Source organism: Vibrio sp. TRT 17S01 (assembly GCF_050113695.1).
Lineage (GTDB): Bacteria > Pseudomonadota > Gammaproteobacteria > Enterobacterales > Vibrionaceae > Vibrio.
This window is the reverse complement of sequence record NZ_JBNJOG010000016.1, coordinates 38,874-62,359: the sequence shown is the minus strand read 5'-3', so window position 1 is coordinate 62,359 and position 23,486 is coordinate 38,874. Positions and strand designations below refer to the sequence as shown.

19 protein-coding genes are annotated in these 23,486 nt (G+C 46.7%); 17 read left to right on the top strand and 2 right to left on the bottom strand.

What is annotated here, in order from left to right; translation table 11 throughout:
* Positions 1-50: 50 nt before the first annotated feature.
* The 10 genes from ACQEXS_RS19020 (at position 51) to ACQEXS_RS18975 (ending at position 9,913) form a co-directional block, all read left to right on the top strand.
* Positions 51-1,061 (top strand): ornithine carbamoyltransferase, encoded by a 1,011-nt coding sequence (locus ACQEXS_RS19020; protein WP_427011825.1) that lies wholly within the window; start codon positions 51-53, stop codon positions 1,059-1,061.
* Between the two features lie 502 nt (positions 1,062-1,563).
* Entirely contained in the window at positions 1,564-2,493 is a 930-nt protein-coding gene (gene pyrB / locus ACQEXS_RS19015; RefSeq protein WP_427014856.1) for an aspartate carbamoyltransferase, read from the top strand.
* 16 nt (positions 2,494-2,509) lie between these two features.
* Positions 2,510-2,974, top strand: a complete 465-nt coding sequence (gene pyrI / locus ACQEXS_RS19010; RefSeq protein ID WP_367987483.1) for an aspartate carbamoyltransferase regulatory subunit — start codon at positions 2,510-2,512, stop codon at positions 2,972-2,974.
* 296 nt (positions 2,975-3,270) lie between these two features.
* Positions 3,271-3,759: an arginine repressor gene (locus ACQEXS_RS19005; RefSeq protein ID WP_367987484.1), complete on the top strand. Its 489-nt coding sequence runs from the start codon at positions 3,271-3,273 to the stop codon at positions 3,757-3,759.
* 178 nt (positions 3,760-3,937) lie between these two features.
* The gene (locus ACQEXS_RS19000; protein WP_427014855.1) at positions 3,938-5,734 is read left to right on the top strand and encodes a protein-disulfide reductase DsbD; all 1,797 of its coding nucleotides are present in this window, start codon (positions 3,938-3,940) and stop codon (positions 5,732-5,734) included.
* Between the two features lie 73 nt (positions 5,735-5,807).
* A complete protein-coding gene (locus ACQEXS_RS18995; protein WP_367987486.1) occupies positions 5,808-6,158 on the top strand; it encodes a putative quinol monooxygenase in 351 nt (116 codons plus the stop codon).
* 170 nt (positions 6,159-6,328) lie between these two features.
* Positions 6,329-6,964 (top strand): response regulator, encoded by a 636-nt coding sequence (locus tag ACQEXS_RS18990; RefSeq protein ID WP_367987487.1) that lies wholly within the window; start codon positions 6,329-6,331, stop codon positions 6,962-6,964.
* Between the two features lie 302 nt (positions 6,965-7,266).
* The gene (locus ACQEXS_RS18985) at positions 7,267-7,530 is read left to right on the top strand and encodes a DUF4212 domain-containing protein (protein WP_367987488.1); all 264 of its coding nucleotides are present in this window, start codon (positions 7,267-7,269) and stop codon (positions 7,528-7,530) included.
* A gap of 12 nt (positions 7,531-7,542) precedes the next feature.
* Complete coding sequence (locus ACQEXS_RS18980) at positions 7,543-9,270, top strand: sodium:solute symporter family protein (protein WP_427014854.1); 1,728 nt, start codon at positions 7,543-7,545, stop codon at positions 9,268-9,270.
* Positions 9,271-9,424: 154 nt separating this feature from the next.
* On the top strand, positions 9,425-9,913 hold the full coding sequence (locus ACQEXS_RS18975) for a hypothetical protein (protein ID WP_427014853.1): 489 nt from the start codon (positions 9,425-9,427) through the stop codon (positions 9,911-9,913).
* A 43-nt stretch (positions 9,914-9,956) separates the two neighbouring features.
* Here the strand turns inward: ACQEXS_RS18975 and ACQEXS_RS18970 are convergent, their stop codons facing one another.
* Both ACQEXS_RS18970 and ACQEXS_RS18965 read right to left on the bottom strand, forming a co-directional pair.
* Positions 9,957-13,388: a PAS-domain containing protein gene (locus ACQEXS_RS18970; protein ID WP_427014852.1), complete on the bottom strand. Its 3,432-nt coding sequence runs from the start codon at positions 13,386-13,388 to the stop codon at positions 9,957-9,959.
* A 123-nt stretch (positions 13,389-13,511) separates the two neighbouring features.
* Entirely contained in the window at positions 13,512-14,702 is a 1,191-nt protein-coding gene (locus ACQEXS_RS18965) for a 3-phenylpropionate MFS transporter (protein WP_427014851.1), read from the bottom strand.
* 220 nt (positions 14,703-14,922) lie between these two features.
* On the opposite strand from ACQEXS_RS18965, the gene ACQEXS_RS18960 reads away from it, so the two are divergent.
* The 7 genes from ACQEXS_RS18960 to prmA all read left to right on the top strand — a co-directional run bounded on the left by ACQEXS_RS18960 (position 14,923) and on the right by prmA (position 23,242).
* On the top strand, positions 14,923-16,749 hold the full coding sequence (locus tag ACQEXS_RS18960; protein ID WP_427014850.1) for a DUF294 nucleotidyltransferase-like domain-containing protein: 1,827 nt from the start codon (positions 14,923-14,925) through the stop codon (positions 16,747-16,749).
* An 8-nt stretch (positions 16,750-16,757) separates the two neighbouring features.
* Positions 16,758-17,390, top strand: a complete 633-nt coding sequence (locus ACQEXS_RS18955; RefSeq protein WP_427014849.1) for a 3'-5' exonuclease — start codon at positions 16,758-16,760, stop codon at positions 17,388-17,390.
* A gap of 199 nt (positions 17,391-17,589) precedes the next feature.
* On the top strand, positions 17,590-19,542 hold the full coding sequence (gene acs / locus ACQEXS_RS18950) for an acetate--CoA ligase (RefSeq protein WP_367987495.1): 1,953 nt from the start codon (positions 17,590-17,592) through the stop codon (positions 19,540-19,542).
* Positions 19,543-19,896: 354 nt separating this feature from the next.
* Positions 19,897-20,346, top strand: coding sequence for a type II 3-dehydroquinate dehydratase (gene aroQ, locus ACQEXS_RS18945; RefSeq protein ID WP_427014848.1), 450 nt, complete (start codon positions 19,897-19,899; stop codon positions 20,344-20,346).
* Between the two features lie 61 nt (positions 20,347-20,407).
* Positions 20,408-20,863, top strand: coding sequence for an acetyl-CoA carboxylase biotin carboxyl carrier protein (gene accB / locus ACQEXS_RS18940; RefSeq protein ID WP_427014847.1), 456 nt, complete (start codon positions 20,408-20,410; stop codon positions 20,861-20,863).
* Between the two features lie 15 nt (positions 20,864-20,878).
* Positions 20,879-22,222 carry an acetyl-CoA carboxylase biotin carboxylase subunit gene (gene accC / locus ACQEXS_RS18935; protein WP_367987498.1) on the top strand — a complete coding sequence of 448 codons (1,344 nt, stop codon included), beginning with the start codon at positions 20,879-20,881 and terminating at the stop codon, positions 22,220-22,222.
* 132 nt (positions 22,223-22,354) lie between these two features.
* Positions 22,355-23,242, top strand: coding sequence for a 50S ribosomal protein L11 methyltransferase (gene prmA, locus ACQEXS_RS18930; RefSeq protein ID WP_427014846.1), 888 nt, complete (start codon positions 22,355-22,357; stop codon positions 23,240-23,242).
* The last annotated feature ends 244 nt before the right edge of the window (positions 23,243-23,486 follow it).

Sequence of the window (23,486 nt, the reverse complement as noted above, 5' to 3'; positions counted from 1 at the left end):
TTCCCTGCAACTAAGAACGGAAAGCGCTCATTGAACAGAAGGAAAACATCATGGCTTTCAACCTACGCAACCGTAACTTCCTAAAACTATTAGACTTTACTCCTCGCGAAATCCAACACCTTTTGGATCTTTCTGCAGAGTTGAAAAAAGCGAAATACAACGGCTATGAGCAACCGCGTCTAAAAGGGAAAAACATTGCTCTGATCTTCGAGAAAACATCAACTCGTACTCGTTGTGCCTTCGAAGTTGCGGCCTTTGACCAAGGCGCCCAAGTTTCTTACTTAGGCCCTTCTGGTTCTCAAATTGGCCATAAAGAATCAATGAAAGACACCGCGCGCGTTTTAGGTCGCATGTACGATGGTATTGAATACCGCGGTTTTGGTCAGGAAATCGTAGAAGAGCTTGGCGCTTACGCTGGTGTTCCAGTATGGAATGGCTTAACTGATGAATTCCACCCAACACAAATCTTGGCTGACTTCTTAACTATGATGGAGCACGGCCGTGGCAAACAACTGCACGAAATGAAGTTTGCTTACCTAGGTGATGCACGCAATAACATGGGTAACTCACTGATGGTTGGCGCTGCGAAAATGGGCATGGACATCCGTCTAGTGGCACCAAAACAGTTCTGGCCTGAAGAAGCACTAGTTGCTCAGTGCCGCGAAATCGCTGAAAAAACAGGGGCGAAAATCACCCTCACAGATGATGTGAAAGAAGGCGTTCAAGGCTGTGACTACCTCTACACTGATGTATGGGTATCTATGGGTGAAGCGAAAGAAGCTTGGGCTGAGCGTATCAACCTCATGCTGCCATACCAAGTGAACATGGACATGATCAAAGCAACAGGCAACCCAAATGTGAAATTCATGCACTGCTTGCCAGCATTCCATGGCGAAGATACCACTGTCGGTAAACAGCTAGCACAAGATTACCCAATGCTAAAAGAGGGTTGTGAAGTGACAGATGAAGTGGTCGAATCTGAACACTCTATCGTCTTCGATGAAGCAGAAAACCGCATGCATACCATCAAAGCAATCATGGTTGCAACGCTAGGTGACTAACATCAGCAACTAGGTATTGATACTCAACATCGCTGAAACGGTATTTCCTCTCAAGATCACAACCGTTTCAGCTATTCAGAGTATTTCTGCAGGGAAATGCGAGTGGCATGATGAGCGTAATAAAGAACTTCGCTCTGAATAAAGCTCGCATTTTTTTTCACGTAATTTCCTCACAACCCAATCCATTTTCCTTCGCAACCAAGTCACCACAACGCACGAGAAAAAGTGGTTAAATTATGCAAACTTCGCATAAAAATCCATTTTCTGGATAGTTTTCGCAAACGCTTGCGTTGGCGTTTTTTGTCCGTATAATCCTCCGCAATTTGTCTACGGAGTATGGAAATGAAACAGCCATCGGCACCACATTGTTGCTTTGCACTGCACCCTCTAACGGGCACAGTCGCTGTTTTATTTTTCTCCGTTGACCAAATCCAAGCCTCCTATTGTTAGGGGGCTTTTTTTTGTCCAAATTTTGTATGACACGAGGCAAAGGAAGACACCAATGGCGCACTCATTATTCAATAAGCACATCATTTCCATTCCCGAACTTAGCCGTAGCGAACTGGAATTGATCGTCGATACCGCAGCAAAACTAAAAGCAGAACCCAATCCAGAACTGTTGAAAAACAAAGTGGTGGCAAGCTGTTTCTTCGAGCCATCGACCCGTACCCGCTTGTCGTTTGAAACCGCAGTACAGCGCCTCGGCGGAACCGTGATTGGTTTTGATAATGGCGGTAACACCTCGCTGGCTAAAAAAGGCGAAACACTGGCAGACTCAGTTCAAGTTATCTCGTCTTATGTGGATGCATTTGTCATGCGCCACCCACAAGAAGGGGCTGCGCGACTGGCTTCTGAGTTTTCAAACGGTGTACCTGTAGTGAATGGGGGAGATGGTGCAAACCAGCACCCAACTCAAACCCTGCTCGACCTATTTTCTATTTATGAAACGCAAGGCACGCTCGATAACCTTAACGTCGCTTTCGTCGGCGATCTGAAATACGGCCGTACAGTGCATTCACTGACCCAAGCGCTGGCTAAGTTTAATAACGTGCGTTTCTTCTTTATCGCCCCAGAAGCATTAGCGATGCCAGAGTACATTTGCGAAGAGCTTGAGGAAGCCGGTATTCGCTTTAGCACCCATAACAACATTGAAGAAGTGGTCCCTGAGTTGGATGTGCTTTACATGACGCGTGTACAAAAAGAACGCTTTGATGAATCGGAATACGCCCACATCAAATCGGCTTTCATTCTTACCGCAGAAACACTTAAAGAAGCGCGTGAAAACCTAAAAGTACTGCACCCACTACCACGCGTTGATGAAATCACCACCGATGTCGATAAAACCCCTCACGCTTATTACTTTGAACAAGCCGAAAATGGCGTGTATGCGCGTGAAGCCCTATTGGCACTGGTTCTGAACGAAACTATTTAATTGCAGGAGAGACATCATGGTGAAAGAAACTCAACTTCAGGTAGAAGCGATCCGCAACGGCTCAGTGATTGACCATATTCCTGCGAATATCGGGATTAAAGTGCTCAAGCTCTTCAAAATGCACAAAGCGAACGAACGGATTACCATCGGTTTGAATCTACCTTCGTCGGCACTTGGCGCGAAAGATCTGATCAAAATCGAAAACCTGTACTTAACCGAAGAACAAGCTAATCGCTTGGCACTTTATGCGCCAAACGCAACGGTCAATCAAATTGAAGAGTACAAGGTGGTCAACAAGCTAACATTAAGTCTGCCTGAGCAGATTGTCAGCATTTTTGAGTGTCCCAACAGCAACTGTATTTCACACGGCGAGCCTGTTGAAAGCCGCTTTAAAGTCATTCAAAAACAGCAGCAAACTCAGCTCAAATGCCACTACTGTGAAAAAGTATTCTCACGCGAAATCGTGACAGAAACGCGTTAACAACAGGCGGGCCTATCAAGGGCCCGCTTTCCTCTTGAATAAACATGGATATTTATTCAACCTTATAAATAGTTACGCACTCACTGCAGAATAATAAACCAAATAACAACCATTAATCTGGATTATTATTTGGTGATCCCTTTCAAAATACCCCACAAATTTTAGTGATAAACTCATATCCAGAACAAAACCACCAGAGAAGTGGTTATTCGTCAACTGAACGTGCACTCTAAGGTTTTGGGAGTGCTTGATTGAACAGGGAAGATGTACCCAGACGTCACTAGTAAGGAGTTCCCGTGAGTGAAACTCTGCATCGAGCTGAAGCCATTCATGCTGAAGATAAGACCCTAACTGCTGCCTGCAAACGCTTGTTACAACAACAAAGTTTTTGTACTCAAAACGAGCTTCGCGAAGCACTCATTGATATTGGTTTTGAAGGAATAAGCCAATCCACCGTTTCACGCCTACTGTCTCAATTAGGTGTGGTGAAAGTGCAAAATGCCTGCGGTAAAAAAGTCTACTGTATTACCGTCGAAACGGCCCCTGTACGCGTAGAATCTTCCATCGCCTCTCAAATAGAATTCATCACCCATAACCAAGCGATGGTCGTGGTAAAAACCCACCCCGGTAGCGCGCAACTGGTCGCTCGCTTAGTCGATATTGACCCGCACACCGAAATCCTTGGCACCGTCGGCGGAAACGACACCGTTTTGATCATTCCTAAAGACATCAGCAACATAGATGCTTGTGAACGTGTTGTTCGCACGCGCCTTGGCGTTGCTTAATCAAAATACTGGCCTTTTCATCACTAAAGGCCAGTACCTCTCCTGAGTGAGCAGCAACACAGATTTTTCATCACATAGTCGCTGATTGATAAATATCTCTCTCTGGCTGAAACTTCTTCACCACAATGCCTGTCTGATTGAGTTAATATGGCTAAAACTAAACTCAAGTAATCACGGTATGCGCACTGCAACTTCACTACTAATTCTGTTTTTCTCGCTGCTCTCAACACCAGCGATGGCGATTTTTGGCAACAACTCGACGCCAAGTTTCGCTCCAAAAACTCAAACGTTTGTTCCAGTTGACGAAGCTTTCTCATTTAACGCTTATCAAAAAGGCGAACACATTTTTATCGACTGGCAAATTCTCCCTGAGTACTACCTGTATCAAGATAAAATCGCCATTAGCGCTGAAAACGCCGTACTGGGTGACTTCAATTACCGAGATGGCGAACCCTACCATGATGAATTCTTCGGTGATGTAAACATCTACACCACACCGCTTTTTGTAGAAGTGCCGCTAAAGCAAGTTAATCAGGAAGGTAAACTCATTGTTCAGTATCAAGGCTGTGCAAAAGCCGGCTTCTGTTACCCACCTGAAGTAAGAGTCATCAACCTAAAAAGTATTGGCGAACCTTCAGCAGCGGCTAGAGAAGAGACTCGCGCACCGCAACAAGCTGAGCAAACCAAAGAGCAACCGACCAGCTCGTTACCAAACCAATCTCAAGAGTCTAATCTAGCTTCAAAATTAGCGGATAACTGGTGGACACCGCTGATGTTTTTGGCCTTAGGCATCGGCCTTGCCTTTACGCCTTGCGTACTACCGATGTACCCGATTTTAACCAGCATTGTGCTCGGTAGCGGTAAACTCTCTCATCGCCGCGCGCTTGGTCTTGCCTTTATTTATGTGCAGGGTATGGCGTTAACATACACCTTGCTAGGCTTAGTGGTGGCATCCGCTGGGCTACAATTCCAAGCGGCTATGCAGCATCCATACGTTCTCATTGGCTTAAGTGTACTGTTTGTGGCGTTAGCGGCTTCGATGTTTGGCTTATACACCCTGCAACTACCAAGCAGCGTCCAGACTTGGCTCAATAACCTCAGTAACCAACAAAAAGGTGGCAATACCGCAGGTGTTTTTGCCATGGGCGCGATCTCTGGCTTGGTGTGTTCACCTTGTACCACTGCCCCACTCTCAGGTGCGCTGCTTTACGTCGCACAAAGTGGCGATTTACTGACCGGCGGTGTTGCTCTGTATGCACTGGCAATAGGTATGGGCATTCCTTTGATGCTAGCCGCAGTATTTGGCAACAAACTGCTACCAAAAGCAGGCAGTTGGATGGACAAAGTGAAAACCCTGTTTGGCTTCATCTTACTCGCGGCTCCAATTTTCTTACTTGAACGCATCCTACCTGAAGTTTGGGCAACTGGACTATGGTCAGCTCTCGGAATTGCAGCTTTCGGTTGGCTCTATCACAGCAAGAACAATCTGCCATTTGGTGGCTGGAAACAAAGTGCGGTGGGGATCATTGCGGTACTCGGTCTGTTTGTCTCTGCCCAACCCATAATTAATTATTGGTTTGGACCACAAACGCATTCTCAACAAACGTCGGTTGAGTTTATTCGAATTAATACAGTCGATGATTTAGAGCTGCAACTGCAAGCAGCAAAAGAATCAGGCAAGCCCGTCATGCTCGATTTTTATGCTGATTGGTGTGTGGCGTGTAAAGAGTTTGAAAAGTACACCTTCCACCAACCAGATGTCGCCGCTAAGTTGCAAAACTTTGTCTTGCTGCAAGCTGACGTGACGAAAAACCAAGCTAAAGACATCGCGCTACTGCAACACATGAATGTGCTGGGTCTACCAACCATCGAGTTTTGGGATAAAGAAGGCAACCGCGTTGCTGGAGCACGCATCACTGGCTTTATGGAAGCGAAGCCTTTCCTTTCCCATATTGAGCATTTTCTCAGCGAATAAAAGTCGCTAAGCTGCAAGAAGCCGTACTGTAACGTACGGCTTTTTTATATACAACGACACGAAAAGGATTCCCATGTCACGTAAAGTCTATGTATTGGCGCAGTTTAAAGCGAAGCCAAATAAAGAAGAACAATTATTTGAAATACTAAAAGCACTTGAGCCTGACTCAGTGCGTGAAGACGGCTGCATTCAATACGTCTTAACACGTCAGATAGACCACCCTAGTGCGACGCGCACTGATTATTCTATTGTCTTTAACGAAATCTGGAGTGACGCAGACAGTTGGGCTGCACATGGTCGACGTAAACAGATCCAACACTTCTTCGAAACCCAAGTTCAAGCTGAATCAGGCTTAGTGGCAGACGCCATTGTCACCGCATACAGTGACGAAGGTTATCACTACGACACTCCAATTTTTTCGTAAACCAGAACCAATCAACCTGAACGATATAAGCCGCGCATTTCAGCGACATTGTTATGCTCGGCTCTTTCACATTTTGTGAAGAAACCACTAATAATCTTTTGATACCGGTTGTTGTATTTATCAGCAAATGGTAATACTAATCTTAACAATCTGTTAAAAGTGTAGATTTCATGGACTCGAGTTACACCATCATTATTGCAGATGACCACCCCCTATTTCGCAATGCGCTGTTTCAATCAGTACATATGGCGGTTAGTGGTGCCAACCTGTTAGAAGCGGATTCACTGGAAGCTTTGCTCAACTTGTTAGCTAAAGAAGAAGAGCCGGATCTGCTGCTGCTTGATTTAAAAATGCCGGGTGCCAATGGCATGTCTGGCCTAATTCAGCTACGCGCCGAATACCCTGACTTGCCCATCGTCGTGGTTTCTGCCAGCGAAGAGCCAGCGGTAGTCACGCAAGTTAAAAGCCATGGTGCGTTTGGTTTTATTCCAAAATCCAGTGATATGCGCGAGCTGGTTAGTGCCTTGAATCAGGTACTCAATGGTGAACCCTTCTTCCCTGAAGGCTCCATCACCAACAGCGCTGCATGTAATGAACTTGCCGATAAGCTGGCGGCATTAACCCCGCAGCAATATAAAGTATTGGGCATGTTGTCCGATGGCCTACTCAATAAGCAAATTGCCTATGAGTTAAATGTCTCTGAAGCCACCATCAAAGCGCACATGACAGCTATTTTCCGTAAGCTTGGCGTTAAGAATCGCACTCAAGCGGTCATCTTACTGCAGCAAATGGAACCTGAGCAGTAAGCTCCACCCTTGCTTCATATTTTAAAGGCCGCAAATGCGGCCTTTATTCATTCTCCGTCAATCAAATACTGACCGCTTATGATGAAAAAGCACAATATATGTGCTTAAAACGTTAGACCTTTGGCTAATTTAACACACCATTAACATCACACTTTTCTCTACATAAAACGCTAAGCGTCCGATATTCGGTCGCTTTTAGTTTTTAACGCCACGACTAAAGTTGAAAAGAGTTCTTGCCAACACCTTGCTATTGTAAATTCTGAAACATTTTATTAACAACCAAACATCGTAAGGAGACGGCAATGGCGTTTGAAAGTCAGGAACGAGCCAAGGCCTACTGGGATAAGAACGTAAAACTGATGATCAACCTCATGGTGATCTGGTTTGTCGTATCTTTCGGCTGCGGTATTTTATTCGTAGATGTCCTCAACCAGATTCAAATTGGCGGCTATAAACTGGGCTTCTGGTTTGCTCAGCAAGGCTCTATCTACACCTTCTTAGGCATTATTTTCTACTACGCGTGGAAAATGCGCCAACTAGACCGCGAATTTAATGTAGACGAGTAAGGAGCTGGTCAGATGGATTTGAAAACGATTACGTATCTCGTTGTAGGCGCAACCTTTATCTTGTATATCGGTATCGCTATTTGGGCCCGCGCGGGATCAACCAAAGAATTCTACGTTGCTGGTGGGGGCGTCAACCCTATCGCCAATGGTATGGCAACCGCAGCTGACTGGATGTCAGCAGCATCATTCATCTCAATGGCAGGCTTGATTGCCTTCATGGGATACGGTGGTAGTGTCTTCCTTATGGGTTGGACTGGCGGTTATGTATTGCTGGCACTATTGCTCGCTCCTTACCTACGTAAGTTTGGTAAATTTACCGTACCAGAATTCGTGGGTGAGCGCTTTTACTCAAATGCGGCGCGGGTTGTAGCAGTAGCTTGTCTGATCATCGCCTCGGTAACTTACGTTATCGGACAGATGAAAGGTGTCGGCGTTGCATTCGGCCGTTTCCTTGAAGTGGATTACTCGACAGGTCTTCTGATCGGTATGTGTATCGTCTTCATCTACGCGGTTATGGGCGGCATGAAAGGCATCACTTACACCCAGATTGCGCAATACTGTGTCCTCATTCTTGCTTACACTATTCCAGCAGTATTTATCTCGCTTCAGCTTACTGGTAACCCAATTCCACAAATCGGCTTGGGTAGTACTATGACGGGCAGTGATGTTTATCTGCTTGATCGGCTCGATCAAGTCGTCACCGAACTCGGATTTACTGAGTACACCACCGCGGTTCGGGGCGATACGTTAAACATGTTCGTGTACACCATGTCACTGATGATTGGTACGGCGGGTCTTCCTCACGTTATCATCCGTTTCTTTACCGTGCCGAAAGTGCGTGATGCACGTACCTCAGCAGGTTGGGCATTAGTATTCATCGCTATTCTTTATACGACAGCACCAGCTGTGTCAGCGATGGCACGTCTAAACCTAATGGATACGGTGAACCCAGCACCAGGGCAACATCTTATCTATGATGAGCGTCCTGATTGGTTCAAGAACTGGGAAACAACAGGCCTACTTGGCTTTGAAGATAAAAACGGCGATGGTGCAATTCAATACACCTCAAATGCAGAAACAAACGAGCTAAGAGTAGACCGCGACATCATGGTGCTGGCGAACCCAGAGATCGCAAAACTGCCTAACTGGGTCATTGCACTGGTTGCTGCAGGTGGCTTAGCTGCCGCACTCTCAACCGCAGCTGGCTTGCTACTCGCGATTTCATCAGCCATATCTCATGACTTAATCAAAGGGGTCATTAATCCGAATATTTCGGAGAAGAAAGAGCTACTCGCCAGCCGGATTTCCATGGCCGTCGCCATTGCCGTGGCAGGCTACCTCGGACTCAATCCACCCGGCTTTGCCGCGGGTACGGTAGCACTGGCCTTTGGTCTGGCGGCATCCTCCATCTTCCCAGCCTTGATGATGGGGATCTTCAGTAAGAACATCAACAAGGAAGGTGCGATTGCAGGTATGATTGCAGGTATTACTATCACGTTGTTCTACGTATTCCAGCACAAAGGCATCCTCTTTGTCGCTGACTGGAAATACCTACAAAGCTGGGGCAGCAACTGGTTCCTAGGTATTGAGCCAAACGCCTTTGGTGCGATTGGTGCAGTATTTAACTTCGCTGTAGCGTTTGCAGTTTCGAAAGTAACGGCTGAAACACCACAAGAAGTGAAAGATCTGGTTGAGCACGTCCGCGTTCCAGCTGGTGCCGGTGATGCAGTAGACCACTAAGTTTACAATCAAACCCACAAAAGCCCCTTCGGGGGCTTTTTTATTCACCTCAATACGTTATCTTTAGCGGATACAGATTGAGATAAGCCATTGAAAATAATAAACAGTCGCTTATCCAAATGGGTATTAATGTTGTCGTTGCAAGGAAGCCTATATGTTTAAAAACAAGCACATCGTGGTTGCTTTATTGATTGCCCCAGTCCTCTCACTGATCGCCTATTTCGGCACTGATATTGCGCTAAGCGAAAAACCTCATGCTGCAAAAGAAGGGGAAAGTTACAAGTTGGTCAGCAAGTCGAATTGCCGCTATACCAGCGGATTATGCGACATGGAAAACGGTGATTTTAAAGTGCAGTTTCGCTCTGAAAAGTTGACGAAAACAGAACTTAAACTGTCACTAAAATCGGCTCACTCACTGGAAGGCATTAAGCTGTCACTGGTCAATTCTGAAGATGAGCGTGGCAATCCGGTTGATATGGTAGCCAGCGACAGTACGGGTAAACATTGGCGACTGACCCTTGCCGCTCCAGCATCCGATCAAAGCTGGTTGCGTGTAGTGATCCAATCTAATAACACCTTGTACTATGGTGATACACAAACCAAGTTTGTGGTTTATGAAACCTTACTCAACAAAGCCGAATAGTGTTGTTGAACAAAAAGAGCCGCAAATGCGGCTCTTTTTTGTTTTATGCTACCCGATTGAGTATCGCCCGCAATTTCAATGGCTTTACTGGCTTAGGGATAAAGCTAAATCCGTTAGATTCAATGCCATCCATCATATCTTTCGTTCGATCAGCACTGATGATCACACCGATAAAACGGTCACCGAACCGTAGCTTGCACTGCTGAAGTACCTCTAGCCCAGTTCGTCCATTATCAAGACGGTAGTCAGACAAAATCACATCAGGCAACCACTCTTCATCAATAGCTTTGAGGCTCTGCACGATATCCATGGCTGTTCGCACATCACAACCCCAGCGTGCCAATAAGTTCTCCATCCCAACCAGAATATCGGCTTCATTATCGACACACAGCACTTTCAAATGACTCAGATCAGAACTGGCCGCAGGCGTATTCACCACAGGTTGAGGCACGATCTCATCGACTCGATTCAGCACCAATGAGAATACACTGCCTTGCTTTGGCCATGAACGCATAGTGATTTGATGACCCAATACATGGGCGATCCCTTTCGAAATGGCTAAGCCCAGCCCAAGTCCTTGGTCTGAGCGCACCTGAGTCCCACGGTTAAACTCTTCAAAAATCTCTTGTTGCTTGTCTTCATCAATGCCCATGCCATTGTCCCACACATCGATTCTCACCTTACCTTGGTAACGGCGCGCACCGAGTACAACCTTGCCTTTTGGGCTGTAACGAAATGCGTTGGTCAAAAAGTTCTGCACCACACGGCGCAGCAACTTAGGATCGGATTGAACAAATAATCGGTTTGGGATCATAGTGAACTCAATCCCTTGTTGTTTAGCCAACGCGCTAAACTCGGCGTTGAGATTTGCCATCACATCATTGAGAGCAAAACCATGTACGTTGATATCTAACTTCCCTGACTCAAGCCGCGAAATATCGAGCAAATCACCAATCAAGTCCTCCGCAGCCCCTAGCGCACTTTCAATATGGGTAGATAACTTGCGCGTTTCATCATCCGTCGCGACTTCAGACAGCGATGAAGCAAACAGGCGAGCAGCATTGAGAGGTTGCATTAAGTCATGACTCACTGCTGCTAAGAAACGAGATTTGGATTGCGATTCATGTTCAGAACGCTGTGTTGCGGCAACCAGCTGCTTATTCAACTGCTCAAGTTCTTGCGTCCGAGCATGGACACGTTCTTCCAAGGTTTCATTGGCCTCTTTGAGCGCCTTTTCCGCGTCTCGGAAAACCGTGATATCGGTAAAGCTCATGACGAAGCCACCACCGGGCATAGGATTCCCCTGCACTTCAATCACACGACCATCAGGCCGCACTCGGGACGAGATATGCCTCGTCCCTTGCTCTAAATGGAAAATTCGACGTCGCACATGATCTTCCGGATCGCCCGGTCCACATAACCCTTGCTGTGCATTATGTCGGATCACATCTGCGATCGGCCGTCCTACTTGGATCAAGCCCACTGGGAAGGTGAATAGCTCGAGATAACGTTGATTCCAGGCGACAAGGCGTAATTGCTTGTCCACCACTGCAATGCCTTGACCAATGTGCTCAATCGCACCTTGTAATAACCCACGGCTAAAGTCGTACAGCTCAGAGGCTTCATCGACAATAGTGGCGACTTCTTCAAGCTGCATATTGCGCCCTTGCAGTGCAGACGTAAGCACCAACTTAGCCGAAGACGCGCCAAACACCCCAGCCAATACCCGCTCAGTATGACGGATCAAGGTCGATGGCGCTTGCTGGTTAGGCAGCATGGTTTCCCGTTGTTGTCCCCAGTACTGGTTGAACGCATTACGTACCCGATTACGCCCGACAAAGCGCGACGCCAACATTTCCAATTCCCCAACTGTCACGCGGCTTTGGTATAGGCTCATGTTCTCGCTTTCAGGCAGTGGCGTACCAATAAACGATGCCGATTGCAGCCGCTCACTTAAACTGGAACGAGTAAACATAGAAACCACGATATAGCAGACAGCGTTGAGGGTGATACTTAGCAACATGCCCCAGTCTGAGCTTTGGATTCCCATTTCATGGAAAAATGGTGGTGGCGTGATAAGCCAAAGCAGGAAGTTATTACTGGCATCCCCTGCCAGCATATCGGTCTGGCTCATTAGGGTGATGAGCCACAAGGTAAAGCCGAAAGCTAAGCCGACATAAACCCCTTTTCGGTTCCCTTGGCGCCAGTACATGCCTCCCAACAATGCCGGAGCGAATTGGGTAATCGCGGCAAAAGAGAGAAAACCAATCGCCGACAGCGAGTGAATGCTACCCAAGGCCTGATAAAAGCCCCACGCTCCCAGTAAAAGCAACAAGATTAAGCCACGACGGATCACCAGTAACAGACCAGAAAAATGACGATGATTGCGTTGAGATAAACGCATCCGGCGCAGCAACAACGGCATAACTAAATCGTTCGAAACCATGATGGCAAGCGCGATGGTTGACACAATCACCATACCACTGGCCGCCGATGTACCACCTAAAAATGCCAACAGCGCAATATCATTGGCGCCGACCGACATCGGTAAGCTGATCACATAAGTGTCGGCAGAACCTGAACCAAGCAGCGCTTGTCCAACCCATGCAATAGGCAATACAAACAGCCCCATCAACACCAGATACAACGGGAACAGCCAACGTGCTGTATGTAAATCCTGAGCGCGTTCGTTCTCCACCACCATGGTATGGAATTGGCGCGGTAAACAGACGATCGCCATCATGGTCAATAAGGTGTGGATCAGCAAGGTTGCCACGTTCGGCGACTGATAAGTTTGAGCGGCAATTTGAGACAGTTCAACGTCAGGACGTTCTAAAGCAAGATAGAGAATAAAGCAGCCGACCACCAAAAACGCCACCAGCTTGATGATGGATTCAAACGCAATGGCCATCATCATCCCGCGGTGATGTTCGGTATTATCAATATGGCGCGTACCAAATAACATGGTAAAAACCGCCAGTGCCAACACCACAAACCAAGAGACATCGAAACCGCTCTGCTCAAACTGAACGGGTAACTCTGGAGCAATGATCTCCAGCCCCATGGTAATACCACGCAGCTGTAAGGCGATATAAGGTAAAATGCCAACCACCGCAATTAAGGTGATCACAACCGCTAACCCTTGAGATTTGCCATAGCGGGCAGCGATAAAGTCAGCAATAGAGGTAATGTGCTCTCGTTTGGCGACTAAGATAAGACGTGCTAACACTCGCCAACCAAAGGTAAAGACTAAAATCGGGGCAATATAGATAGGCAGGAAAGACCAAGGGTTGGAGCTGGCTTGCCCTACCGTGCCGTAAAACGTCCACGAGGTACAATACACAGCGATCGATAAACTGTAGATCCATGGTCGCCATTTCGCTAACCATCCTTTCCGTTTATCGCCATACCAAGCGATAAAAAACAGCACGCCCAAATAAAGCAGTGATACGGGAATCACTATCCATCCTTGCATTTGATACCCCAGTTTTCTTCCATAAAAAAACCTCTCCCAAATCTCAGCGTAAAGGAGAGGTTTCATTTAACTATTTATTTGCAACTGAGACAAAGGTTAGTTTTTAATCTCAGATGGTTGAGCTTAATTCTGTGCTTTCGGCTCCGCTTTTGTCAGATCAATATCACTGACTGACGAAGGTTGCGGGTCCACTTTGATGAACAGTGCAATCACACCCATTGCCGCCATCGCCCAGAAAACACTTGAGCCATAGTGCTCATAACCCCAACCACTCAAGGTTGTCATTAACGCGATAAACGCGCCAAGCGGAATGGCATTGTAGAGTGACTGTAGAGCCACAATCTTGCGCTCTCCTGAGTTTTGAATGTACTGAATCGCTGCGATATGCGCCATTGCAAACGTCACACCATGCAGTAACTGAATCACAACCAGTGCAGGTAACGCAGTTGTCGAGGCAATCAACCCCCAACGAGCGATCACACCAATCGATGCCGCCACAAACAGCGCGCGCATTGACCAGCCACCAAATAGACGCTTACTCAAGGCAAAAATAGCCACTTCAGACACCACACCAAGGCTCCATAGGTAACCGATGATGTCTTCTGAATGACCCGCTTCTTTCCAGTAAATGGAGCTGAAGCTGTAGTAAGCAGCGTGACTACCTTGGATCAAAGCAACCAAGATCAGGAACTTTACAATCGGCCATTCACGTAGAAGCTGGGATAACTTCGGACGCTCTACATTACCTTCAGCAGCACTTTTCGGCATTGGGTTGGTGTTGCGCAATGACGCCAGAATAGAAAATGCAACACCCGCTAACGCCGTGTAGATGATCATGTCTGTGCCGTATTTCGCCACCATAAAACCAACTACCGTCGAACCTGCGATAAAGGCAACGGAACCCCACAAACGAGTGCGGCCATAGTCCAGCATTTTTAAGCGGGAATAGTAGTTCGCCATTGAGTCTGACAACGGAACAATCGGGCCAACACACAGGTTGTATAAAATGGTAGCCAATGCCATTAGCCAGAAACTACCACCAGTGAAGAAGTGGAATGCGATGAAAATCAGCGACGCGAGACTAAACCAACGCAACGCAGGCATCAGATGTTCTACTTTGTGAATACGTGGCGTGATCAACATATTCGCCACACAACGCGTCGCAAAGCCAATACCAATTAGCACACCAATATCAGTGGCTGATACGCCTTGGTCTTCAAACCACAGCGCCCAAAATGGCAAATACACGCCATAGGAAAAAAAGAAGCCGAGAAAGTACTGGGATATCCAGCCATACGGAGAAGGAGAGAACATCAGCCAACCTACATAAATTATACGAATAAAAAACGGCGGTATTATCCTCTTTGTGCAAGTGGATAAAAAGGGAATAAAACTCAGATGAGTGTTTCCTTATTCAGACAAACACTATTTTTTTGCCTTTTTTACGCGACTAATTCGACCAAAGTCGTCTGGTAAGACAAGCATAATTTGTCACACTAATGGAAACGGTCGTTACATCACCGGAGCGTGTAGAATGCCAGATAAATTTAACATGCAGTCCCCTCCATTCGATCGACTCACGCAGGCACAACAAACTAAGCTGCGTTCGTCGTTGGATGTCGCCTACTATCGGGAAAAAGACGTGATCCTGATGACCGGTGCAGAAAGTCAACATCTACACATTCTGATCAAAGGCGCAGTCGAAGAACGCGATGAAACTGGAAAAGAAGTCTTCGCCCACTACGCCAATGATGATTTATTTGATGTACGTTCCCTTTTTGAAGGCGCAAGCCGGCACCATTATATTGCGCTAGAAGATACCTTATCCTATTTGCTGCCTAAGTCGATTTTTCTCGATCTATATAATGAAAACGGCCAATTCGCTGCGTATTTCGACAACAACCTAGCACGCCGACAAGAGTTAATCGAAGCCGCGCAACAACAGCAAAATCTAGCCGAGTTTATTTTAACTAAGGTGGATAAAAGTATTTATCACCCACCGATGATCCTTTCCCATCAAGAGCCGATCAATGCCGTCACGCGCCAGTTAAAAGAGAACGGTGTCGATTCCGCCTTGATAGAGCTGGATTCGAATGATCCGCGTATCTTGCAACACCCAAATGAGCTCCCGTATGGCATCGTTACGCGAACCAATATGTTACATGCGGTGATGCTGGATCAGCGCCCTCTTGATACTCCCGTAGGAGAGATAGCAACGTTTCCAGTTTTTCATGTCGATGATGGTGACTTCCTATTCAATGCCATGATCACCATGACTCGAAATCGGATGAAGCGCGTTATGGTCTGTGATGGTAAAGAAGCTGTGGGCATGCTCGATATGACCCAGATCCTCAGTGCTTTCTCAACCCATTCCCATGTATTAACTCTGAGCATTGCAAGGGCCAGCAGCATTGAGGAATTGGCATTAGCCTCGAACAAACAGCGCCAACTCGTCGAAAGCCTACTCTCTAACGGCATCCGCACACGCTTTATCATGGAACTCATTTCTGCCGTTAATGAACAAATTATCGAGAAAGCTTTTGAACTCATTGTTCCCCCGGCCCTTCACGATCACTGTTGTTTGATCGTTTTAGGCTCAGAAGGCCGAGGGGAGCAAATTTTGAAAACTGACCAAGACAATGCGCTGATCATCGAAGACGGTTTAGAGTGGCCGCAGTGTGCTCAGATCATGGATAACTTTACCCATACGCTTCAACAATTGGGTTACCCGCTTTGCCCTGGTAATGTCATGGTCAACAATCCTAAATGGGTTAAATCTCAACGTGAATGGATGTCCACCATCTCTGGCTGGGTGCAGGCCGCCGCACCCGATCAGGTGATGGATCTCGCCATCGTTGCAGACGCCCACGCAGTCGCAGGTAACAGAGACTTGCTGACCCCAATCAGTCAACACCTGCACCAGTTAATGACCAATAAAATGTTGGTACTACAAGAATTCACCCGCCCTGCCCTGCAATTCTCGATTCCATTGACACTGTTTGGTAACGTCAAAAAAGACAAAGAGGGACTGGATCTCAAACGTGGCGGGATTTTCCCGATAGTACATGGCATCCGTGCGCTAGCATTGGAATATGCGGTGAGTGAGAAAAACACCTTCGACCGAATTGAAGTATTGCGCCAGAAACGAATTCTTGAACCGGACACTGCCGATAACCTCAGCGAAGCACTGAAACTCTTTTTCAAGCTGCGCCTTGCACAACAACTGTCTCATCAACACAGTCACAACCGCATCGACCTCAAAACACTGGAACGAACTGAACGTGACTTACTGCGTCATAGTCTGCACGTCGTGAAGAAATTCAAACAGTTCCTTGGTTACCACTATCAAATTCGTGATTGAGGTACTTTATGAATTGGCTGACAAGAAAACTTTGGTATCTCAAACTCAAAAACTCACCATATCGCCCATTATTTGGGGCCGTCGCTAAGGGTGAATATGTCTCACTCGATTGTGAAACCACCAGCTTGGACCCTAACCGAGCCGAACTGGTAACCATTGCCGCCACCAAAATTATCGATAATCGCATCATCACCAGCGCCCCATTTGAAGTCCATCTGCGCGCGCCGCAATCACTCGACTCTGGCTCGGTCAAAATTCACCATATACGGCACCAAGACCTAGTGGATGGAATTGATGAGAAACAAGCCTTAATTCAACTACTGGCATTTATTGGCAATCGTCCTTTAGTCGGCTACCACATTCGTTATGACAAAAAGATCCTCGATCTCGCTTGTCGTCGTCATTTAGGCTTCCCATTACCTAACCCCTTGGTAGAAGTGAGTCAGATTTATCATGACAAGCTCGAACGTCATCTACCCAATGCCTATTTTGATTTAAGTCTGGACGCAATTTGTAAACATCTCGACCTACCACTACAAAACAAACACGATGCACTGCAAGATGCTATTGCCGCCGCTTTGGTCTTTGTCCGCCTAACAAAAGGTGATCTTCCCCACATAAACTTCCCTTATACCCGCTAACAACAGATCCGATCTGCGTCTCAGAACAAAGCATAACTCTTTATATTTCCAGCATATTCCTCTCTCTCATCCTAAAGTCTAATTGTGGATTCATGCCGTGTGGCAGAGAGTTATACCCATATGGACATTCCGAGGATGCGCATCAAGCCATCAGGAAACTTGCTCAGTTCACAAGGCATTCGGCACAAGGAGAGAAGCAATGAGTGAAGCCCACGTTTATCCGGTAAAAGAAAATATTAAAGCAAACACCCACGCGGATAATGAAACTTATCTAGCCATGTACCAACAGTCTGTGCGTGATCCAGAGGGCTTCTGGGCCGAGCATGGAAAAATCGTTGATTGGATTAAACCGTTCACCCAAGTCAAAAATACCTCATTCGATACAGGTCACGTTGATATTCGCTGGTTTGAAGACGGCACTCTAAATGTGTCAGCAAACTGTATCGACCGCCATCTCGCGGAGCGTGGCGATGATGTTGCTATCATCTGGGAAGGCGATGATCCAGCAGACGATAAAACGCTGACATTTAATGAGCTGCACAAAGAAGTGTGTAAATTCTCGAACGCACTGAAAGAGCAAGGGGTACACAAAGGCGACGTGGTTTGCCTTTACATGCCAATGGTGCCTGAAGCAGCGATTGCCATGTTGGCATGTACCCGTATTGGCGCTGTACATACGGTGGTCTTCGGTGGTTTCTCACCAGAAGCACTGTCCGGTCGTATCATCGACTCCGATGCGAAAGTCGTGATCACTGCCGATGAAGGGGTTCGTGGTGGCCGTGCCGTTCCTTTGAAAAAGAACGTAGATGAAGCGCTAACCAACCCAGAAGTTAAAACCATCAACAAAGTTGTGGTACTGAAACGCACCGGTGGTGACGTTGAGTGGCATTCACACCGCGATGTTTGGTGGCATGAAGCAACAGCGAATGTTTCTGAAGATTGCCCACCAGAAGAGATGAAAGCAGAAGACCCACTTTTCATTCTGTACACGTCAGGGTCAACAGGTAAGCCAAAAGGCGTACTGCACACAACGGGTGGCTACTTGGTTTACGCTACAATGACGTTTAAGTATGTTTTCGATTATCAAGAAGGGGAAACATTCTGGTGTACTGCTGATGTTGGCTGGATCACAGGCCACACTTACCTCATCTACGGTCCACTCGCCAATGGCGCAAAAACTATTTTGTTTGAAGGCGTGCCAAACTACCCAAGCACCGCTCGCATGAGTGAAGTGGTCGATAAACACCAAGTGAACATCCTTTATACGGCTCCAACCGCGATTCGCGCTCTGATGGCAAAAGGCAATGAAGCTGTTGAAGGAACATCTCGTTCTAGCCTACGTGTCATGGGTTCGGTTGGTGAACCCATCAACCCTGAAGCGTGGGAGTGGTACTACAAAACCATAGGTAATGAGCAATCTCCGATTGTTGATACATGGTGGCAAACCGAAACGGGTGGTATTTTGATTGCGCCACTACCAGGGGCAACGGATCTAAAACCGGGCTCAGCAACACGTCCATTCTTTGGTGTTCAGCCAGCACTTGTCGATAACATGGGCAACATCATCGAAGAGACCGCAGCAGAAGGAAACTTGGTCATTCTTGATTCATGGCCTGGCCAAATGCGCACGGTTTATGGTGACCATGAACGCTTTGAACAGACTTACTTCTCAACCTTTAAAGGCATGTATTTTACCAGTGACGGTGCACGCCGTGATGAAGACGGATACTACTGGATCACAGGTCGTGTTGATGATGTATTGAATGTCTCAGGTCACCGTATGGGTACGGCTGAAATTGAATCAGCGCTGGTGGCACACTCTAAAATTGCCGAAGCAGCAATCGTCGGGATCCCACACGATATTAAAGGTCAGGCGATCTACGCTTACATCACACTGAATGATGGCGAGATCCCAAGCGCAGAGCTGCATAAGGAAGTAAAAGATTGGGTACGTAAAGAAATAGGCCCAATTGCAACACCAGACGTCCTGCACTGGACTGACTCTCTACCAAAAACTCGTTCAGGTAAGATCATGCGTCGTATCCTACGTAAGATCGCAACCGGTGATACCAGTAACTTGGGTGATACCTCAACGCTGGCAGACCCAAGTGTGGTTGATAAACTGATCGCAGAGAAAGCCGAACTGGTTTAAATCAAAGAGCATCACGCTCCTGTCATGCCGCCACTTCATGTGGCGGCTTTTTTATTTCCGCAATTTACCGTCATACTGACACTAACTGTCTACTCCTTAAGAATAATTCCCACTTTCGCACATTTTTAACCACACATTAGTCATGGTTAATTGTTTTTTTGTTATCTTGGTTACAAAAATCAGCTCTGCAATCGGGAGATTAGACCAGTAATTTGCTGCGATTTGCGTTGAATTAGCTATAATCTGGGTCTATTTAGTAATATTGGCTAACTTTTAATACAAAAAATTAGCCTGAATACCCGATAATATGGGAATATTCCAGTTCGTATCACGAAATAGGAAGTTGTCGACACAATGGCTGCAAAATCACGAATTCTTGTCCTAAATGGTCCTAATCTTAATCTTTTAGGGTTACGCGAACCGACACATTATGGTTCTCAAACTCTTGATCAGATCATCGACAAGCTAAAAGAACAAGCGAATCAGGCCGATGTTGAATTAGACCATCTTCAGTCCAATCGTGAGTATGAACTGATTGAAGCAATCCATGCCAATTATGGTAAAGCCGATTTTATTATTATAAATCCAGCCGCTTTTACCCATACCAGCGTTGCATTACGTGATGCCCTGCTTGGTGTTGCTATCCCATTTATCGAAGTGCACTTATCGAATGTGCACGCCCGTGAACCATTTCGTCATCACTCCTACCTGTCTGATAAAGCGCAAGGAGTGATTTGCGGCTTGGGCGCACAAGGTTATGAATTCGCTCTGTCTGCTGCCATAAACCATTTGCAGGCACAGTAACACAACACACTCTGCAGCCCAGTAAGGGCTGTCTTATTCACAAGATAAAAGAGAAAGAAACATGGATATCCGTAAAATCAAGAAGCTTATCGAGTTAGTTGAAGAGTCTGGCATTGCTGAGCTAGAAATCTCTGAAGGTGAAGAGTCTGTACGCATCAGCCGTAATGGTGTAGCTGCAGCGGCGGCACCTGTTCAGTACGCGCCTGCACCTGTAGCGGCACCAGCACCAACTGCGGCGGCAGCACCGGTAGCAGAAGCAGCACCTGCAGCGGCGGCTCCAACTGGCCACCAAGTTCTTTCTCCAATGGTAGGTACTTTCTACCGTTCTCCAAGTCCAGACGCGAAATCTTTCATCGAAGTTGGTCAATCAGTTAACGCTGGCGACACGCTATGTATCGTTGAAGCAATGAAAATGATGAACCAAATCGAAGCTGACAAGTCTGGTGTTGTTACCGCTATCCTAGTTGAAGACGGCCAGCCAGTTGAATTCGACCAACCACTTGTTGTTATCGAATAATAGAGGCTCTCTCTTATGCTAGATAAATTAGTCATCGCGAACCGAGGTGAAATTGCACTTCGAATTCTTCGCGCATGTAAAGAATTAGGCATTAAAACGGTCGCTGTTCACTCAACAGCTGACCGTGACCTAAAACACGTACTGCTTGCAGACGAAGCAATCTGTATCGGTCCTGCTCGTGGTATCGACAGCTACCTAAACATTCCTCGCATCATTTCTGCTGCAGAAGTGACTGGCGCAGTAGCAATCCACCCGGGTTACGGCTTCCTGTCAGAAAACGCAGATTTTGCAGAACAAGTTGAACGCAGCGGCTTCATCTTCGTTGGCCCTAAAGCTGACACCATTCGCATGATGGGTGACAAAGTGTCAGCAATCACTGCAATGAAGAAAGCGGGCGTTCCTTGTGTACCAGGTTCTGACGGTCCACTGGACGACGACGAAGCGAAAAACAAAGCACACGCTAAACGTATTGGCTACCCAGTAATCATCAAAGCTTCTGGCGGCGGCGGTGGTCGTGGTATGCGTGTTGTTCGCTCTGAAGGTGAACTGGTTGAAGCAATCGCAATGACTCGAGCTGAAGCAAAAGCGGCATTCAACAACGACATGGTTTACATGGAGAAATTCCTAGAAAACCCTCGTCACGTTGAAGTTCAGGTGATTGCTGACGGCCAAGGTGGTGCAATCCACCTAGGTGAGCGCGACTGTTCAATGCAGCGTCGTCACCAGAAGGTTGTTGAAGAAGCACCAGCTCCAGGTATCACTGAAGAGATGCGTAAGTACATCGGTGAACGTTGTACTCGTGCATGTATCGAGATCGGTTACCGCGGTGCAGGTACTTTTGAATTCCTATACGAAAATGGCGAGTTCTACTTCATCGAAATGAACACCCGTATTCAGGTAGAGCACCCAGTAACAGAAATGGTAACTGGTGTTGACCTTATCAAAGAACAACTACGCGTAGCAGCGGGGCAACCTCTGTCGTTCACTCAAGATGACATTAAGATCCGCGGCCATGCGATTGAGTGTCGTATCAACGCAGAAGACCCAGAGCGCTTCCTACCATCACCAGGTAAGATTGAACGCTTCCACGCTCCAGGTGGTATGGGTGTTCGTTGGGAATCACACATCTACACGGGTTACACAGTGCCACCTCACTACGATTCAATGATCGGTAAACTGATCACATTCGGTGAGAACCGTGACGTTGCGATTGCACGCATGAAAAACGCACTGGGTGAGATGATTGTTGAAGGTATTAAGACGAACGTCCCTCTACAAGAAAGCATTATGAATGATGAAAACTTCCAACACGGTGGTGCCAACATTCATTACCTAGAGAAGAAACTCGGTCTACAGTAAGCGTTACTGTTATTCTTACTCAAAATGCCCACTTCGGTGGGCATTTTTTATTTTGTCACCACCTTAGACTCAAACAACGAGTGCACTTCTGCTACACTCTGCGCCAAAGTTAATTGTTAAGAGCTCATACTCATGCCTTGGATTCAAATCAAACTCAATGCGACCAATGAAAATGCTGAACAGATCGGCGATATGTTAATGGAAGAAACGGGCGCTTTGTCTGTCACTTTCCTAGACGCTCACGACACGCCAGTATTTGAACCACTTCCGGGTGAAACTCGCCTTTGGGGTGATACCGATATCTTGGCTCTGTATGACGCGGAAGCGGACACTGATTTCATCATTGAACAAGCCAAGCTCAGCCAGTTACTTCCTGAAGGCTTCGCCTTTAAGGTGGAGCAACTGGAAGACAAAGATTGGGAACGTGAATGGATGGATAACTTCCACCCAATGAAGTTTGGTGAACGTCTGTGGATCTGCCCAAGCTGGCGTGATATCCCTGAGCCAGATGCTGTCAATGTGATGCTCGATCCTGGTCTAGCATTTGGAACTGGAACACACCCAACTACTGCACTTTGTCTTGAGTGGCTCGAAGGCTTAGATCTGTCTGGTAAAACCGTAATCGACTTCGGCTGTGGCTCAGGCATCCTCGCGATCGCAGCGATCAAACTTGGCGCCGCTAAAGTGATCGGGATCGATATTGATCCGCAAGCACTGCTGGCTTCAAAAGATAATGCAGAGCGCAATGGCGTTGCTGAGCAATTAGAAGTATTCCTACCACAAGATCAACCGGAAGGTTTGCTTGCCGATGTCGTGGTTGCCAACATTCTTGCAGGGCCACTACGTGAGCTTTCTCCTATCATTAAAGGCCTTGTCAAACCAAATGGCCAATTGGCAATGTCTGGTGTCTTAGACACTCAAGCAGAAGATGTCGCTAACTATTACCGCGATGAAATGACCATTGACCCAATCGTTGAACAAAGCGAATGGTGTCGAATTTCAGGTCAAAAAAACGCGTAATACACCCCTGACTAACCATGTAATTGGCTACGAATTAGTGCCAATGACAGCATAAAATGCTTATTTCTTGTGCTACCACAAATTGGCATTTTTTGCTCTGTTATTGGCAATTTTTACGTTTCAGCCATCAGTTTATTAAATTGCATGGATCGCGATAACGGATAATTGTTTGAAATTCATACAATTTACAAAAACAAATTGTAAATGCTCAAATAATAGTCTTTTCACGCAGTAAAAAAATGCG

Coding starts and splice junctions, on each gene's coding strand:
- ACQEXS_RS19020 (WP_427011825.1), top strand. CDS start 51: ATGGCTTTCAACCTACGCAACCGTAACTTCCTAAAACTATTAGACTTT.
- pyrB (WP_427014856.1), top strand. CDS start 1,564: ATGGCGCACTCATTATTCAATAAGCACATCATTTCCATTCCCGAACTT.
- pyrI (WP_367987483.1), top strand. CDS start 2,510: ATGGTGAAAGAAACTCAACTTCAGGTAGAAGCGATCCGCAACGGCTCA.
- ACQEXS_RS19000 (WP_427014855.1), top strand. CDS start 3,938: ATGCGCACTGCAACTTCACTACTAATTCTGTTTTTCTCGCTGCTCTCA.
- ACQEXS_RS18995 (WP_367987486.1), top strand. CDS start 5,808: ATGTCACGTAAAGTCTATGTATTGGCGCAGTTTAAAGCGAAGCCAAAT.
- ACQEXS_RS18990 (WP_367987487.1), top strand. CDS start 6,329: ATGGACTCGAGTTACACCATCATTATTGCAGATGACCACCCCCTATTT.
- ACQEXS_RS18985 (WP_367987488.1), top strand. CDS start 7,267: ATGGCGTTTGAAAGTCAGGAACGAGCCAAGGCCTACTGGGATAAGAAC.
- ACQEXS_RS18980 (WP_427014854.1), top strand. CDS start 7,543: ATGGATTTGAAAACGATTACGTATCTCGTTGTAGGCGCAACCTTTATC.
- ACQEXS_RS18975 (WP_427014853.1), top strand. CDS start 9,425: ATGTTTAAAAACAAGCACATCGTGGTTGCTTTATTGATTGCCCCAGTC.
- ACQEXS_RS18970 (WP_427014852.1), bottom strand. CDS start 13,388: ATGCAAGGATGGATAGTGATTCCCGTATCACTGCTTTATTTGGGCGTG.
- ACQEXS_RS18965 (WP_427014851.1), bottom strand. CDS start 14,702: ATGTTCTCTCCTTCTCCGTATGGCTGGATATCCCAGTACTTTCTCGGC.
- ACQEXS_RS18960 (WP_427014850.1), top strand. CDS start 14,923: ATGCCAGATAAATTTAACATGCAGTCCCCTCCATTCGATCGACTCACG.
- ACQEXS_RS18955 (WP_427014849.1), top strand. CDS start 16,758: ATGAATTGGCTGACAAGAAAACTTTGGTATCTCAAACTCAAAAACTCA.
- acs (WP_367987495.1), top strand. CDS start 17,590: ATGAGTGAAGCCCACGTTTATCCGGTAAAAGAAAATATTAAAGCAAAC.
- aroQ (WP_427014848.1), top strand. CDS start 19,897: ATGGCTGCAAAATCACGAATTCTTGTCCTAAATGGTCCTAATCTTAAT.
- accB (WP_427014847.1), top strand. CDS start 20,408: ATGGATATCCGTAAAATCAAGAAGCTTATCGAGTTAGTTGAAGAGTCT.
- accC (WP_367987498.1), top strand. CDS start 20,879: ATGCTAGATAAATTAGTCATCGCGAACCGAGGTGAAATTGCACTTCGA.
- prmA (WP_427014846.1), top strand. CDS start 22,355: ATGCCTTGGATTCAAATCAAACTCAATGCGACCAATGAAAATGCTGAA.